This is a genomic window from Lactococcus sp. FSL K6-0773, assembly GCF_038006485.1.
GTDB classification, from domain to species: Bacteria; Bacillota; Bacilli; order Lactobacillales; family Streptococcaceae; genus Lactococcus; species Lactococcus lactis.
Map to the genome: position 1 here is coordinate 60,933 of NZ_JBBOVF010000002.1, position 17,990 is coordinate 78,922.

General features: G+C 34.5%; 18 protein-coding genes and 1 pseudogene. 12 read left to right on the top strand and 7 right to left on the bottom strand.

Going from position 1 to position 17,990, the window contains the following annotated elements; all coding sequences use genetic code 11:
* Positions 1–37: 37 nt before the first annotated feature.
* The 3 genes from MHB61_RS12885 to MHB61_RS12895 form a co-directional block, all read right to left on the bottom strand.
* Positions 38–310 (bottom strand): cupredoxin domain-containing protein, encoded by a 273-nt coding sequence (locus MHB61_RS12885; protein ID WP_017865332.1) that lies wholly within the window; start codon positions 308–310, stop codon positions 38–40.
* A 71-nt stretch (positions 311–381) separates the two neighbouring features.
* A complete protein-coding gene (locus tag MHB61_RS12890; protein WP_017865331.1) occupies positions 382–753 on the bottom strand; it encodes a cupredoxin domain-containing protein in 372 nt (123 codons plus the stop codon).
* Between the two features lie 20 nt (positions 754–773).
* Complete coding sequence (locus MHB61_RS12895; RefSeq protein ID WP_017865330.1) at positions 774–1,280, bottom strand: CopY/TcrY family copper transport repressor; 507 nt, start codon at positions 1,278–1,280, stop codon at positions 774–776.
* Between the two features lie 952 nt (positions 1,281–2,232).
* Between MHB61_RS12895 and MHB61_RS12900 the strand changes: the two genes are divergently transcribed.
* From MHB61_RS12900 to MHB61_RS12925, 6 genes are all read left to right on the top strand, one after another.
* On the top strand, positions 2,233–2,901 hold the full coding sequence (locus MHB61_RS12900) for a response regulator transcription factor (protein WP_017865329.1): 669 nt from the start codon (positions 2,233–2,235) through the stop codon (positions 2,899–2,901).
* Positions 2,889–4,286, top strand: a complete 1,398-nt coding sequence (locus MHB61_RS12905; protein WP_137016670.1) for a sensor histidine kinase — start codon at positions 2,889–2,891, stop codon at positions 4,284–4,286. The genes MHB61_RS12900 and MHB61_RS12905 overlap by 13 nt, the downstream gene beginning before the upstream one ends.
* Positions 4,287–4,464: 178 nt before the next feature.
* Positions 4,465–5,271 (top strand): prolipoprotein diacylglyceryl transferase, encoded by an 807-nt coding sequence (gene lgt, locus MHB61_RS12910; RefSeq protein WP_023189923.1) that lies wholly within the window; start codon positions 4,465–4,467, stop codon positions 5,269–5,271.
* A 4-nt stretch (positions 5,272–5,275) separates the two neighbouring features.
* Entirely contained in the window at positions 5,276–5,491 is a 216-nt protein-coding gene (locus MHB61_RS12915; protein WP_023189924.1) for a DUF2933 domain-containing protein, read from the top strand.
* A 248-nt stretch (positions 5,492–5,739) separates the two neighbouring features.
* Positions 5,740–7,125, top strand: a complete 1,386-nt coding sequence (locus MHB61_RS12920; protein WP_023189925.1) for a coiled-coil domain-containing protein — start codon at positions 5,740–5,742, stop codon at positions 7,123–7,125.
* Positions 7,126–7,348: 223 nt separating this feature from the next.
* Positions 7,349–8,743, top strand: a complete 1,395-nt coding sequence (locus MHB61_RS12925; protein ID WP_032398656.1) for a multicopper oxidase family protein — start codon at positions 7,349–7,351, stop codon at positions 8,741–8,743.
* Between the two features lie 185 nt (positions 8,744–8,928).
* Here MHB61_RS12925 and MHB61_RS12930 read toward each other — a convergent pair whose 3' ends face one another.
* The gene (locus tag MHB61_RS12930) at positions 8,929–9,609 is read right to left on the bottom strand and encodes an IS6-like element IS1216 family transposase (protein WP_013646119.1); all 681 of its coding nucleotides are present in this window, start codon (positions 9,607–9,609) and stop codon (positions 8,929–8,931) included.
* A 187-nt stretch (positions 9,610–9,796) separates the two neighbouring features.
* Here MHB61_RS12930 and MHB61_RS12935 point away from each other — a divergent pair.
* Positions 9,797–11,190 (top strand): IS3 family transposase gene (locus tag MHB61_RS12935; protein ID WP_102032788.1). Its coding sequence is split into 2 segments (ribosomal slippage): positions 9,797–10,274 and positions 10,274–11,190, totalling 1,395 coding nucleotides; the frame shifts between segments, so codons are not numbered across the junction.
* Positions 11,191–11,279: 89 nt separating this feature from the next.
* Here MHB61_RS12935 and MHB61_RS12940 read toward each other — a convergent pair.
* Both MHB61_RS12940 and MHB61_RS12945 read right to left on the bottom strand, forming a co-directional pair.
* On the bottom strand, positions 11,280–13,397 hold the full coding sequence (locus tag MHB61_RS12940) for a heavy metal translocating P-type ATPase (RefSeq protein ID WP_001291323.1): 2,118 nt from the start codon (positions 13,395–13,397) through the stop codon (positions 11,280–11,282).
* Positions 13,394–13,753, bottom strand: a complete 360-nt coding sequence (locus tag MHB61_RS12945; RefSeq protein WP_003726380.1) for an ArsR/SmtB family transcription factor — start codon at positions 13,751–13,753, stop codon at positions 13,394–13,396. The genes MHB61_RS12940 and MHB61_RS12945 overlap by 4 nt, the downstream gene beginning before the upstream one ends.
* 238 nt (positions 13,754–13,991) lie before the next feature.
* Here MHB61_RS12945 and MHB61_RS12950 point away from each other — a divergent pair, with 238 nt between their 5' ends.
* Complete coding sequence (locus tag MHB61_RS12950) at positions 13,992–14,546, top strand: recombinase family protein (protein ID WP_172688216.1); 555 nt, start codon at positions 13,992–13,994, stop codon at positions 14,544–14,546.
* 175 nt (positions 14,547–14,721) lie between these two features.
* Here MHB61_RS12950 and MHB61_RS12955 read toward each other — a convergent pair.
* Positions 14,722–15,234, bottom strand: a pseudogene (locus MHB61_RS12955) (IS6 family transposase); the annotation flags it as partial.
* Between the two features lie 329 nt (positions 15,235–15,563).
* Here MHB61_RS12955 and MHB61_RS12960 point away from each other — a divergent pair.
* The 4 genes from MHB61_RS12960 to MHB61_RS12975 all read left to right on the top strand — a co-directional run bounded on the left by MHB61_RS12960 (position 15,564) and on the right by MHB61_RS12975 (position 17,953).
* Positions 15,564–16,430 carry a vWA domain-containing protein gene (locus MHB61_RS12960; RefSeq protein ID WP_340817574.1) on the top strand — a complete coding sequence of 289 codons (867 nt, stop codon included), beginning with the start codon at positions 15,564–15,566 and terminating at the stop codon, positions 16,428–16,430.
* Positions 16,431–16,692: 262 nt separating this feature from the next.
* On the top strand, positions 16,693–16,881 hold the full coding sequence (locus tag MHB61_RS12965) for a hypothetical protein (protein WP_003130770.1): 189 nt from the start codon (positions 16,693–16,695) through the stop codon (positions 16,879–16,881).
* Positions 16,881–17,390, top strand: a complete 510-nt coding sequence (locus MHB61_RS12970; RefSeq protein WP_003130771.1) for a MepB family protein — start codon at positions 16,881–16,883, stop codon at positions 17,388–17,390. Before MHB61_RS12965 ends, MHB61_RS12970 begins: the two co-directional genes overlap by 1 nt.
* Positions 17,387–17,953 (top strand): recombinase family protein, encoded by a 567-nt coding sequence (locus tag MHB61_RS12975; protein ID WP_003130773.1) that lies wholly within the window; start codon positions 17,387–17,389, stop codon positions 17,951–17,953. The genes MHB61_RS12970 and MHB61_RS12975 overlap by 4 nt, the downstream gene beginning before the upstream one ends.
* Positions 17,954–17,990 lie beyond the last annotated feature (37 nt).

Here is a 17,990-nt window from a genome sequence, read left to right on the forward strand (position 1 = left end):
TGTTTTCTTATAAACCGAGCTAATATTCTGTAAATAATTATTTGACAGTGTAATGACCTTTTGCCATTTTCATTCCACAAGTCCATTCGTGATCACCTTTTTCAGTTGGTTTGAAGACGAAAGTGACAGGTTTATTGAGTGGCAAGTCACGCAATTCGCCGTTGAAGATAATTTGCTGTGTGCAGCCATTATCAGTTGTGCGGGTAAAGGTGACTTCAGCAGGTTCGCCCGCTTTGAGTTTGAATTTTGCGGGGGAATACCCGCCATCGACTGTAACCGCAACTTTGTTGTTAATTTTTGATCCGAACATTTTAGTTTCTCCTTTTAAATAGATGTTGAGTGATATATGATTTTTAAATTTTCTAAGTGTAATTTCTTCTGTTATTTGATGATGATTTTGCCGTGAAACATGTGCATACCACAGGAATACTCATACTCTCCAGCTTTCGAGGTGTCAATGGTTATCACAACATCCTGCCCAACTGGCAAGTCCGCATCCACACCAAAATCTGGAAAAACTACTTTTTCAAGACAAGTCGTAGGGTCTTTGCGGTTGAAGGTCAATTTGACAGGAACGCCCTGCTTTAGTTTCAGGACAGCAGGATTATAGCCACCATTGACCACTACTGTTGCACTTTGCCCATCAGCGCTTATAGTAGCAGATTCTTGACTTACTTCGTGTTTTCCAAAGAACCACCAGGCGATAAAGACGATTAGGACGAGTCCAACGATGAGAACAATAATTTGAGACATAGGAACTCCTTTCTATAACATTAGCAGCTGCAATATTGCAGATTATCAAGACAATCGCAGGCGACTTCAGTGACTGAAGGTTTCTCTGCTATTTTATCATCAATAGCTACTTTATCATCCTCAGTGAAGTTGCTCGCATCAATCATTTCCAGAATGACATTCGTATGTTTTCGGGCACAAATTTTGTGCATAAAATCCTGAGCCATCTGAGCAATAGCCTCGTCCTCCGTACATGTTGCCTGATAAACGTATTTTCGACTGACGCGTTGGTTAGTAAGTAATCCTTTTTTTACCAATCTTGCCAGGAATGTTTTGATGGTGGATGGTGCCCACTGATAGGTTTTGTCCAACTTACTGTAAATCTGATCAGCCGTTGTTGCTCCTAGAGACCAAACAATCCGCATGACTACCAGTTCGCTATCAGAAATATTGAAGTCATTAGTATTGATATTATTTGTTGTCGTGCTTGTCAGTCCTGTAAGTTTTAGAGATGTTGCATGGTGACAGTTGTGATTTTTGATGTCCATTACTATGCCTTTCTTTTTTATTAATTAAAGTTTACACTTGTAGATTTGATTTGTCAAATAAAACTACGTATGTAGTTTTATCGTTTTGATTATTTAGCAGTGTATACAAAGAGAATTAGCATAAGGTAAAACCGTCTACAATATGTTTTTAATACAAAAATTCACTTCTCAAAAAATTGAGCTTACCGAAACAATATTCTTTGATCCAAGTTTTTTGGATTAGGGAAATTCAAAAAATCTAACTACTCATACCATCCATTAAGCCATTTTAGTATGGTCTACATTTTAACTTTTGTTATAATTAAAAACTTTTATCGTAAGGCATCTTCTGGTTTTTGAATTGGACATATTATTCACTTAGTTACAATAGATTTTTCTATTTTGTGTTTGGAATAGATTGTATCACCATGTGCTTTATGTTGTATCAGATGCTTTCTAGCCAATTTTTGAAATGGTTATTAATCTTTTAGCTATAGTGAATTAATGAATTTGTCGATAGCCTATGCGACTACGCAATGGTGCTGCGATTTGATAAAACTAGAAAATAAAAATTATAAGAAGGTGAAGGGGGTATACTGCATGAAAAACAAGAGAGTGTTCCACCAGAAATATGACACATGGTATCAATAAGGGTGAAAAACTAAACTTAAGAAATAAAATATAATGAAATAATATATCAAATTGTGAGAATGTCTTGTAAATTTTGTGAGGATTATGTGAAAATGGCTCATCAAACTGTTAAAACAACAAATAGCTTAGATATTTGTTGATAGAGGAGGGTAGAAATTCCTGCTGAAACTCCTTTAGATAAAAAATATTTGTAGTAGCAGTAGCTAATGCATGATAAGGATTGAGTTATTCGTATAAAGCTAAATTTTTTAAAATCTATAAATATTGGCTGAGCATTTTTATTTAAAATATGTATAATAGAATGTGAAAGGCGATTGAAATAATGAAAAATATTTTATTGGTAGATGATGAACAACGGATGCTAGACCTGCTAGGGTTATATCTAGAAGGAGATATTTACCACTGTGAAAAGGAAATTTCAGGTGTTCAAGCGATTAAACGAGTTGCTAAAGGGAATTTTGATTTAATCTTACTTGATGTGATGATGCCTGATTTAGATGGCTGGACTGTCTGCAAAAATATAAGAGAATTTAGTGAGATCCCTATTATAATGCTTACTGCTAGAGGACAAAATACAGATGTTTCCTTCGGGTTAAAAAATGGAGCCGATGACTATATCACCAAACCTTTTGATGAAACAATTTTATTGGCTCGAATTGAAGCTATTTTAAGACGAACAAGCCTTTCTGATAAAATTGATTTTAAAAACTTATCCTTGGATAAAGAAAGGTTTCAAATTTGGATTAATCAAAAATTGCTGGAAGTTACACCAATTGAATTCAACTTATTGGACATGTTTTTGACGCATCAAAATCATGTCTTTAGTAGAGAACAAATAATCGAACACATTTGGGGACTGACTGCGGATGTTGATAATCGTACAGTGGACTCTCATATAAGAAATTTACGTGAAAAAATGCGTAAAGAAAGTTTTGATGTAGATAGTTTTCTGCTTACAGTTTATGGAGTAGGCTATAAATGGCAAAAATAAAGGAAAAACGAAAAAGAAAAATTTCTGTTAAAATAGGCGGGTCTTTTTTGGCAGTAGTAGTAGCAATTGAGTTAGGTCTATTTATTAGTCTCTATCTTCTCATTGTTAATACATGGGTACGTGAGGAAGTTGATTCAGTCGTAGCTCAGGGACAGAATCATGCTTTGGTTCTTTCTGGAGATTTTAGTGCTGAAACGATAGAACATGTAGTACTGATGGAAGAAGGAAGCAGCCAAACAGCTATTGTAGTCCAAGACCCTTATGGGAAAACATTAAGATCATCTCAAACAATAAATAGTCAAATGAAGAAACATATTTCTGCGCTTCAAAATGAAAAAAAGAACAAGAAAGAGTCTCTCCACTTTCATTGGTTAGGAGATAAATACATTGTCTCAAAATCGCGCATTCAAAGTAATGGAAAGATCGTAGGATCTGTTTATATGTTTTTATCAACGAGACCGATTCAGAAGATGGTTTTCAATTTCACAGGAATTTTTGCAGTTTTAGCGGTGATTACTTTAATTGTAACAGCATTTTCCATCTTCTATATCACCCGTACAGTGACACGACCTCTTCTAAAAATTAAACTAGGGACAGATAAAATTGCACAGGGAGATCTATCAATTCAATTAAATGTAAACACAGAGGATGAGTTAGGAGAACTAGCAAAATCGATTGAAGATTTAGCAGAAAAACTTGACTTTATGAAAAGAGAGCGTAATGAGTTTCTTTCCTCTGTGGCCCATGAACTGAGAACACCATTAACCTTTATTAAAGGTTATGCGGATATTGCTAATCGCTCTACAACAAGTCTAGAGGATAAAACTCAATATCTACGCATCATCCGAGAAGAAAGCCGACATCTTACGCAACTCATGGAAGATTTAATGAATCTTGCACAATTGGAGGAAAATGGATTTAAAGTTGAAAAACATCAGGTTTTAATTCAAGAGCTTATTAATGAGGTGGTCAGTAAAGTTTCAGGAGTATTTAGTGAAAAGAGAATTAACTTTTTAATCTCTGGAGAAGGAAACTTTTATGCAAATATTGATTTCATGCGTATAGAACAAGTATTGGTCAATCTTTTGATGAATGCTTACAAATATTCTGCTGAGGGATCTGATATTAAACTTGCTTTTATTCCAGAAAAAGAAAATTTTAAAATCGTTATTTCGGATAAAGGAGAGGGAATTCCTGAGCAAGATCTTCCATACATTTTTGAACGATTTTATCGTGTAGATAAGTCGAGAACTCGGACAACTGGCGGAGTTGGATTAGGTTTAGCAATTGTTCAGGACATTGTCAAGAAACATAATGGAAAAATAATTGTAGAGAGTATCCAAAATCAAGGGACTACATTCATTATTGAACTCCCATATAGTTAAAACACTAATTTATTTTCAGTGTTTTTTTATTTTCTGCACAAGTTCTGCAAATTCGTTAGATATAATAATCTCATTAAAATAAAATTTGCCAATGAAGCATGAGAGTGATAATAACGTCAACAACTCCTCTATTGTGGTTCATTGGCACATTTTATTTGAGAAGTAAGAGGAATAAATAGTGATATCATTGACAATAAATAAAATTGCTTTTGAACTCGGCCCTTTAATGATTAGATGGTATGCGGTTCTTATTGTTGGAGGTGCAGGTATTGGTGTCTGGTTAGCTTATAAGGAAGCGCCTTATCGTCATCTAACAGGCGAAGATATAATTGACTTTGTTATTTGGGCTGTGCCTTCAGGTTTAGTTGGAGCTAGACTCTATTATGTCATCTTTAACTGGAGTTACTATAGCAAATATCCCAATGAAATTATCGCTCTTTGGGACGGAGGAGGTGCAATTTATGGAAGCTTAATTGCAGGATCAATCGTTCTTTTTATCTTTAGCTATTATCGTATGGTCAATCCAATGGATATTCTTGATGTAGCTGTACCTGCAGTTTTTCTGGGTCAGTCCATCGGTAGATGGGGGAATTTTGTAAATCAAGAAGCCTATGGAAAAGCGGTTGAAAATCTTGATTGGCTGCCTTCGTTTATTCAAAAACAGATGTATATTGATGGCAGTTATCGAATTCCTACATTTCTTTTTGAAAGCTTAGGAACTCTAATCGGTTTTATACTCGTTATTTTTTTACGTCATCGCCTAAAAAGCATACTCAGAGGAGAAGTTTTTGGTTTTTACCTTATTTGGTATGGTTCTCTTCGATTAATTATAGAAGGAATGCGAACAGATAGTTTGATGTTTGGAATGCTTCGAGTTTCTCAAGTTTTGTCGCTTATTTTTGTGTTAATCGGAACCTATCTTATTTTTTACAGACGCTTTAAAATAAGAAATATCGAATTCTATAATTTATCTAAAGGAGAATAAAAAAATGATACAATTCATAACCTCTATCGCTCCCTATGCTTTTATTTTAGTTTGTCCTCTCATGATGCTCTTTATGATGAGGGGAATGCATGGTAAACATTCTGAATCAAGTTCTAATCATGAAGCAAATGAATTTCATCAAGCTGAGATTGAAGAGTTAAAATCTCAGAATGAAAAAATGTCAAGAGAATTAGAAGATTTGAAGAGACATATCTACTAAGCAAGCTACTTTTAGTAGCAAGAAGCCTATACAAAATATTTTGGACAAGCAATCAGTATAGGTTTCTCCCTGCTAAAATGCGGAATAATTCTAGATAAGGAGAAAAGTGAAAGAATACAAAATCAATATCAACGGAGTTCAAACGTTTCTCCATATTCAAGCTCTTTACTTTAAAGGAATAGTTTAGTAAGAAATTGAATTTAAAAATATAAGGTTTCTTTAGAAACAAAGGAATGATAAAAACTAATATGAAGAAAAAAATTATTTCTAGTCTAGTAATGTCAACAGTTACTTTGTCTGCACTGTCTCCTATTTTTGAGGTTATCGCAGATACAACTACTGATATTGCTAAACAGGAAGCGACTATTGCAAGCGCTCAATCAGAAAAAGATAAAGCACAATCTCAAGTTGATACCATCCAGTTAAAAGTAGATAATTTATTAAAACAACAGGAAAATACTAAGAAAAAAATTGAGGATGCTAAGAATCAGGCGAGAGCTCTTAATGAACAGATAGAAAAACTATCTCAAAGTATAGCTGAGCGTACAGATGCCCTTGAAGCTCAAGCTCGTAGTGCTCAGCTCAACAATACATCAAATAGTTCTCTCAACGCAGTGATTAACTCAAAATCATTAACGGAAGCCATTCAGAGAATTACTGCAATTGCTACTGTATCAAGCGCTAATAAACAAATGATTGATGAGCAAATTAAGGAGCAGAAAGCTCTTAATAAAACATCTGATACGGTTAAACAAAATTATAATCAATATGAAAATCTTAAAAAGAATCTTGATGCCCAAGCTAATGATTTGAGCACACAACAAGCAAATCTTAGGGTTGCAACTTTAAATTACCAAGCAATAATTGAAACGGCTCAAGATAAGAAAGCTAGTCTAATTAAACAAAGAGCGGCCGCAGAAGCAGTTGCAAAGAAAGAAGCAGAAAAAGCCAAAAAGATTGCGGAAATTCAGGCAGTTGCAGAAGAAACTTATAAGAATCAAACGCGTTTTTTAAATGATAGTACTAAGGGAACTTCAAATAATAAAGCTAGCAGTACTTCAACGACACCTTCTGGTGGCAAACCTTCAAATAGTTCAACTACCACCTCAAGTGAAGCATCTGAAAATACTCCTTCAAACGATTCATATAACTCCTCAAATACTGTTGCTGGCAGTAAAGCTTCGAGTGATTCAAATACATCCATTACAAATAATTCGAGCGGAAATGACTCAATAACTCCACCTAAAACAGGAACCCCAGGTTATAATCCATATGCCGGAGGAGGTTGTACAGATTTTGTTTGGCAATATTTTGCAGCAAAAGGAATTTATATTGCAAACATTGTAAATGGGAATGGTGGTTTTTGGGGAACCAATGGAGTCAGTCAAGGAGTCCTTCGTCGTACTTCGTTAGCACCTGGTGTAATTGCCTCAGGATTCACTGATCAATTCACTGGCTATGGCACCTCAACAACTAGTGGTAGTTCTCCTTATGGTCACGTTGCAGTTGTTACGGCAGTTCACCCTGATGGTACCTTTGATGTACAAGAAGCAGGATATGGTGGTACATTCCCTTGGGGAAATGTACGTAAAAATTTAAGTCCTCAAAATGTAGTTTTCTTACTTCCAAATTAGGAAGACTTTAGATTATAAAATGATAAAAAAAGAAGTGCTTCTAGTTTTATAATTCAATAAAATTTATATACCTATTAGCATTAGTTGGACAAATTTTCCGCTTAAGTTAAACGTTCCCTTCCTCCATAATATTGGTGTAAAGATTAATGTAATATTTCCATCAAGAATGATAAAACCTATTTTAGTTTACGTTGAACAAAAAAATGAAATTAAGGGAGAAAAGATGAAATTAAAGAAAAAAGTTTATATGGGAGTTTTTGTTCTAGCAACTACATCATTACTTGCTTCTTGTTCGTCGGGAAGTAGCTCTATTGATAATCAGCAGCAATTAAAAGACGATTCCTATAATATAACCTCAAAAAAAAGTTCTACAAATGTGAAGGTTAATATAATTTCTACTATCTCAGAAATTGCAGGAAAGAAAGAAACACATTACCAGTATACTGATGAATCAAAGAACAGCTATCTAGCTGGTGTGCCTATCGTACTTGATAAGGGAAAAGAAGCAACAATAAAGGTTTCAAATAACAGCAGTACAACCACCAATATTCATTGGCATGGTCTGAGTATCCCTAATAATCAAGACGGCCCAGATATTACATTAAAGAAAAAAGAGAAAAATACATTTAAATTCACACCAAAAGAGTCTGGGACTTTCTGGGTTCACTCTCATTATCGACCAGTGGAAAATCAGGTAACGAAAGGGATGTATGCTCCTGTAATTGTACGAACAGAGGCAGATAAAAGTTATGATCTAGATGAAATTATGATGCTAGGAGATACACTAGAAAACAATGATCAGAACTCCAAGATGTCTGGAATGAATATGGACGATATGGATATGAGTGAAAGTGATTCAATTAGTGATACGATAAATGGTAAGAAAGTAGCTCCAAACCTTGAACTTGGAGGAGGACAAATTGGGAAGTTGCGATTTGTTAATGCCTCTGCCAATAATTTTAAAACGGTTAAATTTCCTTTTAAGGTTAGAGTTATTGCGAAGGATGGTTATAACTTAGAAGAACCCTATGAAGTACGGAATTTCAAGATAGCACCTGGACAACGTTTAGATGTTGAGGTTGCGCTTATAGGAAAAGATAATAAAACTTACACAATCAAGGATGGAAATGCTAAGGTAAAAATAAAATACAAAGGTAACAACAAAACTAAGGCAATATCTCCATTCGTTCCTCTAAAAACAGATAATTTAGCAAAATATGTCTTAGATAAATCTCCTGATATTAGTATGAGACTGACCGAAGAAATGGAGATGAATACGTCAGGAATGAAAATGAAAGAAATGATTAATGGTGAGGTATTCCCAGATACAGGAACCTTTAATGTTAAAGTGGGACAAATGTATAAAGTTCAATTTGAAAATGCGGATACCATGGCAGGTATGTCACACCCAATGCATATTCATGGAGCGCATTTCCAAGTTGTTGAAAAAAATGGTCAACCAACAAATGATACGACGTGGTATGATACTTATCCAATGGATCAAGGAGTAAAGACAGATATTGCTATCAAATTTGATGAACCAGGTGTCTGGATGGTGCACTGCCATATTTTAAATCATGAAGATAATGGAATGATGGCAAGCTTTACTGTGAAATAGATAGAACGAAGTATATGTTTTTTACTTAAAATATGAATCTAGCACGGTTAAATGATAAATTGACTTCTAAAAAGAAATATTATAAAATATATACCCATTAGTAGGGGTATATATTTTTTGATATTATATGAGGTTCTGTTGCAAAGTTTTAAATAAAGAAAAAAATCCCTTACGGTATCTATGATTTAAGCTGGGATTCCCAATAATACCTTGATTTCAGTACAGACCGAAAACCCGAAGAGAGTGCCTTCTTTTCGGGTTTTCTTATATAATCCTCGGATGGCTTCCATGCCTTTAATCGTGGGTGAGGCAGTGCGTAAACTTCGATAGAATTTATTGCGTCTCTTTACTGGACGATGGTCTTGTTCAATCAAATTATTCAGGTATTTAATGGTACGATGTTCTGTCCCTTGATAAAAGCCGTATTCTTTTAGTTTCTTAAAGGCACTTGTAATAGAGGGGGCTTTATCTGTGACTACAACCTTCGGTTCATCAAACTGCTTCACTAACCGCTTAAGAAAAGCATAGGCTGCTTGTGTGTCCCGTTTTTTACGTAACCAAATATCCAAGGTTAAACCATCTGCATCGATGGCTCGATACAAATAATGCCATTTTCCTTTAATTTTGATGTACGTTTCATCCATTTTCCATGAATAAAAGGATTTTTTATTTTTCTTTTTCCAAATTTGATAGAGTAGTTTGCCATATTCTTGCACCCAACGATAAATCGTCGTATGAGAAACGTTAATGCCACGATCATATAAGATTTCTTGAACTTCACGATAGCTAAGGTTATAACGAAGATAGTAGCCCACGGCTACAATAATCACATCCTGCTGAAATTGCTTTCCTTTAAAATGATTCATCGTCATTCCTCCTGCTATTTTTTTCTATTATTCTACCTTATTTGATAGTAGATTTAAAACTTTGCAACAGAACCGTTTGCTTCATAACTAGCGTTCAAAAAAACTAAAAAGTATCATAAAAAGAAGGCACGCTTATGTAGTGACCCCCAAAAGATAGACTTTTCAAAAATATGAAAGGTCTTTTATTATGACAAAATATTCATTTGAACTAAAACTAAAAGTGGTTCAGGATTATGATAACGGTGTAGGGGGGTGTGATTATTTAGCCAAAAAGTACCATGTCACGAACGAAGCGATTGTCAGGCGTTGGGTCAAAGCTTATAAAGAATTAGGGGCGGTTGGAATTCAGCGTAAAAGACAAAATACAGTTTATTCAACACAATTCAAACTTAATGCGGTAAACTTATATCTAACAAGTGAAAAGTCATATAGAGAACTAGCTCATGAATTGGGAATGAATAATCCGCCACTTCTTACACGATGGGTATCAAATTATCGCAAAAAAGGGGAATTTGCCTTTTCTAATGTTCAGGGGCGACCTAGAAAAGAGTCTGAATTGCTTGAAATAAGTATTAAGAAAGCGAAAGATGTGGTGAATGAAACAGAGCAAGAACTTGCTAGGCTTCAAAACGACAATCTTAATTTAAGAATGGAAGTTGAATATTTAAAAGGGCTGAGGAGATTACGGCAGGAACAACACAAGAGGGAAAATCCCGAGTGGTCTGTGAACTCCGACGAGAATTCAAGTTCCCACTTAAGCAACTCTTAGCCATTTCTGAACTTTCTAAAGCAACTTATTACTACTGGGTCAATCGTTTTGAACGTCCTAATAAAGACGAAATGATTGAGCAAGTCATGCTTGAAATACGTCAAGAACACACTAATGCAGGGTATCGTCCAATGGTTGAGCTATTAAAACAACGTGGAATTTATGTTAATCACAAGAAAGTTCAGCGCTTGATGAAAAAACTTGGGCTTCGTGTGACTACTTTTTGGCATAAATCTCGTAAATATAACTCTTACAAAGGTAAAGTTGGGACTGTGGCTAAGAACAAGCTCCACAGACGATTTAACACTTCTATACCACATCAGAAGATAACGACAGACACCACTGAGTTCAAATATTACGATAAAGGGGTTCAAAAGAAGCTTTATCTCAACCCCTATCTTGACCTTTTCAACAACGAAGTGATTAGCTATGAAATCTCTAAACAACCAACCTATCAAGCTATTGCGACAGCACTTCAGGAGGCTTTAGAATTGACTTCTGATTGTCTCTATCGTCGTACTTTCCACTCTGACCAAGGGTGGGCATATCAGATGAAAAACTATGTCTTTAAGCTCAAATCACAAAAAATAATCCAATCTATGAGTCGCAAAGGTAACTGTCATGATAATTCAGTCATGGAGAACTTCTTTGGCTTGCTTAAACAAGAAATCTACTATGGTCATGTTTTCAATTCATTTGAAGAACTTGAACAAGCGATTACTAAATGGATTCACTATTACAACACGAAACGAATTAAGAAAAAATTGAACTGGATGAGTCCAATCCAATATCGTTTAACTTATTCAAAATAACAAAAAAAAGACAAGAAATTATTCTTGTCTAAAAAGTCTAGCTTTTGGGGTTCACATCATTATAAACATGCCTTCTTTTATTTGTTGTGTTATTTAACTTTCATCAATCGTAATCCGTTTAATGTTACTAAAAGCGTTGCTCCCATATCTGCTACAATAGCAATCCATAGTGTTAGCCAACCTGGTATGACTAGTAGTAGAGCTAATAGTTTTATACCTAATGAGAAGGTGATATTTTGCTTAATTACTTTTAGAGTTTGACGGCTAAGTCTAACAATGAATGGTAATTTTTGTAAATCGTCGCCCATTAGAGCAACATCAGCAGTTTCGAGAGCCGTATCTGTCCCTGCACCGCCCATTGCAATACCAACCGTCGATGCAGCTAATGCTGGTGCATCATTAATGCCGTCGCCAACCATTGCTACTTTATTATAAGTTGTCCGCAACGCTTTAATCGAATCTAATTTTTCTTGAGGCATTAGATCTCCTTTTATTTCAGTCACACCTAATTGCTTACCAATAGATTCAGCGGTTTTAGTATTATCACCAGTAAGCATAATAGTGTGTTCAATTGACAACTTGTGGAGTTCAGAAATAACGGCAGCACTTGAATCTCTTACTTCATCCGCGACAGCAATTACTCCTAAAATTTGTTCGTCAGTACCGAAATACATGGCGGTTTTCCCTTGTTCTTGAAATTGTCTGTATTGTACTTTGACCGCTGTTTCTTCGATTACTGATGCAGAAAACAGTTTAGGGCTTCCAATATAGTAACGTATGTTTTGATGTATACCTGTAAGTCCTTTACCTGTGATAGATTGGAAATCCTCGATTTGTATTGACTTGTAATCCACATTAGTTTTATCCGCTTCGTTTAAAATAGCAGAAGCTAATGGGTGTTGAGAAAGAGATTCCAACGATGAAATAATCGATAGATAATTTATATCAGTTTCAGAACTGGTTGCAATGAAATCCGTTACGACAGGCTTTCCTTTTGTTAAGGTTCCAGTCTTATCGAAAGCAATTGCTCTCAAATGACCAATTTCTTCCAGATAGACTCCGCCTTTTACTAAAACACCATTTTTTGCTGCATTACCAATAGCCGAAACAATTGAAACAGGTGTTGAGATCACTAATGAACAAGGACATCCGACAACTAAAATGGATAACCCTTGGTAAAGCCATTTATTCCAGTCACCACCAAAGAATAGCGGAGGAACAACCACTATCAAAAGGGCCATAATAATTATGAATGGCGTATAGTATTTTGCAAATTTATCTACAAAGGCTTGTGCAGGAGCTCGTTCTCCTTGCGCTTCTTCAACTAAGTGAATGATTTTGGCAATCGTTGTATCCGTTACTTTTTTTGTTACTTTGACTTCAAGAACACCTTCTTCATTTAGTGTTCCTGCAAACACTTCATCATCTAACTGTTTTTCAACAGGAACCGATTCTCCTGTTATTGCTGCTTGATTTACTGAAGAATGACCGTTGATAACAAGCCCATCCATGGCTATTTTTTGTCCGGGTTTAATGATCATAATATCGTCGATATCGATTTTATCGACACTGACTAATTGCTCTACATTGTTTCTCCTGATAAGAGCTTCTTTGGGAGCTATATCCATAAGAGAACGAATCGACTGTCTTGCTTTATCCATTGAAAATCGTTCCAAAGCTTCGCTAATAGCAAATAGTATTACTACAATAGAACCTTCGGCCCATTCTCCAATAAATGCGGCCCCAATAATTGCAATAGTCATTAAAGATTCCATGGAGAAGTCCAATTTGATCAAATCAGAGAACCCTTCTTTAAATAAATCAAATCCACCAATTATTATTGCCAATATATAAAGAGCTTTCGTTAATAAATGATCTTCGCCCAATGATAGTTGGGAAATCACAGCAACAAGTATAAAACCAAGAGAGATGATTAAAGCGATATTCCGTTTAATAAAAGACTCTTTTGATCTAACTTGTTCATCATTTTCTTGATCATCACGAATGATAAGATTTTCGAAGGCTCCCGCTTCTTCGAGTTCTTCAATTGTTGTTTGGCCTTCTACTGAAATCTTACTTGCACCAAAGTTTACTGTTGCACTCGTAACTCCTGGCAACTGCTTTACATTTTTTTCAAATTTACCTGCACAATTTGTACAGCTTAATCCTTCTATTCGATAGGTTTTTTCGGTCATTTTCTCACTCATGCTAGCACCTCTTCTTTAAAATTTACGCCAAGCTCCATAAGATTTAAGATTTTGATATTTTTAATAAAATAGTAGACTAACTTACCATCCTTGTGACTATCAACTACTCCCAATTTTTTTAAGGAGTTCAGATGGTGTGAAGTTGTTGCGACCGAAGCATCAATGATATTAGCAATATCACAAACACATAGCTCATCTTCATGAACTAAAGCATGTACAATTTTAAGTCGATTTTCATCTGACAATATTTTAAAGAAACCACTTACTGACGGAGTATCAAAGTTTGCTAGTTTAGATTTAGCACGATTAACTTTGTCTTCATGAATACAAGTTATTTCACAAATTTCATTATTCATACGATCATTCCTTTACATTCAAATGTTTGTTTGAATATATTGTATCAGAACATCCATCTATATTCAAGTGAATGTTTGAATGTTCATAAAATGGTCATTTTCTGAACACTCTTCTTTTGTTATAAAAACTCTCAAAATCATTTACATTCCTTGTTCATTAACCCGTAATTTATTCTATGTTCATTTATATATATATTTTTAAGTTATGATACAATAAATTAGAACAAAGGAGAATAAAATGAATATCGGATATGCACGAGTTTCAACTGGACTTCAAAATTTGCATTTACAAAAAGATAGTCTTAAAAAATATGATTGTGAGAAAATTTTTACTGACCATATGTCAGGAAGTAAAAAAGAGCGACCTGGTTTAAAATCTGCCATCGAATTTTCTCGTTCTGGAGATACAATTGTTGTTTGGCGGTTAGATCGATTAGGAAGAAATATGGAGGACTTAATTAGCATAGTTAATTCACTTAATGATAAAGGAGTAAGCTTCCATAGCTTGCAAGAAAATATCACAATGGATAAATCAAGTTCGACTGGACAATTGATGTTTCATTTGTTTGCGGCTTTTGCGGAATTTGAGCGAAATCTTATTTTGGAGCGTTCTGCCGCTGGTAGAGAAGCTGCACGTGCAAGAGGACGACTTGGAGGAAGACCTGAGAAATTTTCGGAGCAAGACGTAAAGATTCTTAAAACCTTGGTAGAAAGTGGTACGCCGATTAAGTCGATTGCGGATTCTTGGGGAGTGTCAAGAACAACTATTTATAGATATATTAATAAGTTTTAGAGTAAACTAAAAAAAAACAGCTCAAAATGTTAAGTTATGAGCTGATTCGATATATTAATTTATTTACTATCTATATTGACGAATTTTAAATCGTCTGAAGAGAGTTTGACTTTGATATGTTGGTTCTGGTGCAAAGTTTTAAATAAAGAATAAAATCCCTTACGGTATCTATGATTTAAGCTGGGATTCCCAATAATACCTTGATTTCAGTACAGACCGAAAACCCGAAGAGAGTGCCTTCTTTTCGGGTTTTCTTATATAATCCTCGGATGGCTTCCATGCCTTTAATCGTGGGTGAGGCAGTGCGTAAACTTCGATAGAATTTATTGCGTCTCTTTACTGGACGATGGTCTTGTTCAATCAAATTATTCAGGTATTTAATGGTACGATGTTCTGTCCCTTGATAAAAGCCGTATTCTTTTAGTTTCTTAAAGGCACTTGTAATAGAGGGGGCTTTATCTGTGACTACAACCTTCGGTTCATCAAACTGCTTCACTAACCGCTTAAGAAAAGCATAGGCTGCTTGTGTATCCCGTTTTTTACGTAACCAAATATCCAAGGTTAAACCATCTGCATCGATGGCTCGATACAAATAATGCCATTTTCCTTTAATTTTGATGAACGTTTCATCCATTTTCCATGAATAAAAGGATTTTTTATTTTTCTTTTTCCAAATTTGATAGTAGATTTAAAACTTTGCAACAGAACCGTAATTGATTAGCAAAAATATTTTTTTCAAATAAGATAGATAAATCAGTGTAAAATCGACAAATAAGGTCTTGCATTTTCTATAGAATTGATATATAGTTAATTAGATCGGCAGTTACTGATGAAACAGGCTATACCTTGAAATGTACTCGATTTATCGAGTATTATGATATAAATCTAGATGATATAAATTAAAAAGTTGAGCGTAATAATTGTTTTGAGTTTCCAACCGAATTAAGCTGTTTTCAGATCTTTGATCGGTGTCAAGATTTGCTTACATATATATTTTAAGAGAAAGGGGGACGATATATGAAGAAAAAGTGGGCGACTTGGCTCAGCCTTTTGGTACTATGTTTGAGTATAGTAGCAAATATTAGCCAAGGATACACAGTATTAGCAGATTCATCTAATTCACTAACCTCAGGGGATCCAACCACAGCAGATCCATTTAATTATATAAAAAATGGTGATGTGGCTTATCCAAAACAAGGCACATCAACTTATCAAAATGGCAAAACAGATGAAGATATCGTAAACTATGATTTTTCACAATCAAGCAGTGAAGGCCAGTCTAGCATAAAAAATATTTTCGGAAGTGGGGCACTTACTTTTGATAACGGCTATCATTATTATCAAAATGATGGGTATGTTAAGAAGATAGTTATGCCTACTAATGATCCCACCCAATTTAAAGTCCGTTTAGATATGATAGGTGAGGAGTTAAAAACAACCAAACCTGTTGACATCGCCATGGTATTAGATAATTCAACGTCAATGAATTATGATATGGGAGCAGGGAAGACAAGATGGCAGACTTTGAAAGACTCTGTTAAAAATTTTGCTAACCAATTAATTGGTCCATCTTCAAATAATAATGATAATGTAAGAATAGGCTTTTCAAGTTTTGGTTCTGAGCGGCAAACTACTTGGTCAGGTTATTCTGATATACCATTTACAAAAATTGGTAAATTTTCATCAAACTCATCTTTTACCTCTAACTATACTCAGTTATTGAATTCAAGTATTTATACTCCTACAGCAGCACCAATGCTTTCTGGTACCCCGACATTTTTAGGTGTAGATGCAGGATATAAGATGTTGTCAGATGCTACATATGGTGCACGTTCTGATTCAGTAAAAGTATTGATTGTTCTAACAGGCCCAGCGTACACATAACCCCCTAAAATCCATATAAGAGATTTGAACTTTATTTTTTGTTATATAATCCATAAACAAACAATATTTCTATTCTTTGTAAGCCTCATAAACGCTCGTTTAGGGCTTTTTTAGTTTCTTCGCACATTTGAGTTTATAGAATATCTTATTAAACAAACTCATATGTATGCATAACTTAACAGTTTTGCATATGATATTAAATTGTGATAAAATCAACTCATGTGGATGTGCAAATATTATATGCGAATCAAAGGAGCGAAATATGGTAAAAAAAGAGTATCTTAGTCGAAAAGATTTAAACAGTAGAGAAACTTTAGCATATGAATATATGCTTGACGGATTGAGTCTTAAACGAATAGCTAAGTCTACGGGTTATCAGTGGAATACGATCAAACGTTTTAAAAGCCTTTGGTTTGATAATGAAGGTAATTCAAGATTGGAGAAATTTTAATGATGAAAAAGTCAGGGGAGCTATTACAGAATACGCTTATTCCGTTTTTAAAGGGTACTTTTGATAATTATCAGGAAGAACATCAAAATAGTGAGTATGAGAGTTTTTCTTTTAGCATTAATCAATATAGTTTTCGTAATAGACTTGCTAAGAAAACACCGACTAAAAAGGGATATTTCGTTGTTTTCTGGGAGAAAGATAATAACAATAAAAATAAAGCATTTGATTATAAAAACAGTCCTGATTTTTTAATTGTTAATGTGTTTGATAATGAACACAAAGGACTATTTGTATTTCCGAAGTCAGAGTTATTAAAGCAAAAAATATTAAGAACATCTCAAGTTAAAGGAAAAATGGCAATACGAGTTTATCCTTTATGGGAACAAAGTTTAAATAAAACAGCTGAAAAAACACAACAATGGCAACTGGATTATTTTATAGATTTATCTTGTAAGACTGTAGATTACAATAAATTAGAAGATATCTTAAAACTAGGTGAAGTACAATGAAATATGGTTATGCAAGGGTTTCAACAAATGAGCAAGATTTAGCGAATCAATTAGAACAGTTAAAGAATGCTGGGGCAGAAAAAATTTATAGTGAAAAATACACAGGAACAAAACGTGACCGCCCCAAACTCGATGAATTGCTTTCTATTCTTTCAGAAGGTGATGAATTAATTGTCGCAAAACTAGATAGACTTTCGCGTTCTGTCCAGCAAGGAACAGAATTAATTTCAGAGCTACAAGAAAAGGATGTTGTTGTAAATATTCTTAATATGGGAAGAATTGATAGGACCCCCAACGGTAGCCTTATGTTGAATATGTTTTTAGCCTTTGCGCAATTTGAACGAGATATGATTGTTCAAAGAACCCAAGAAGGTAGAGAATATCAAAGACAACATAACCCAAATTATCGAGATGGTCGAAAACCAAAGAAAACAACGCAACAGATTAAAGAAATACTGGACTACTTAAGAGTTCATACGTATACAGAAACAGCTCGATTGTTTGAATTGGATAAGTCAACAATCGTGAGATATAAACAAAGGTATGGTCAAAATAAAAAGTAAAGGAAACAACATTTTATCACCTTACCAATAAGGAGGC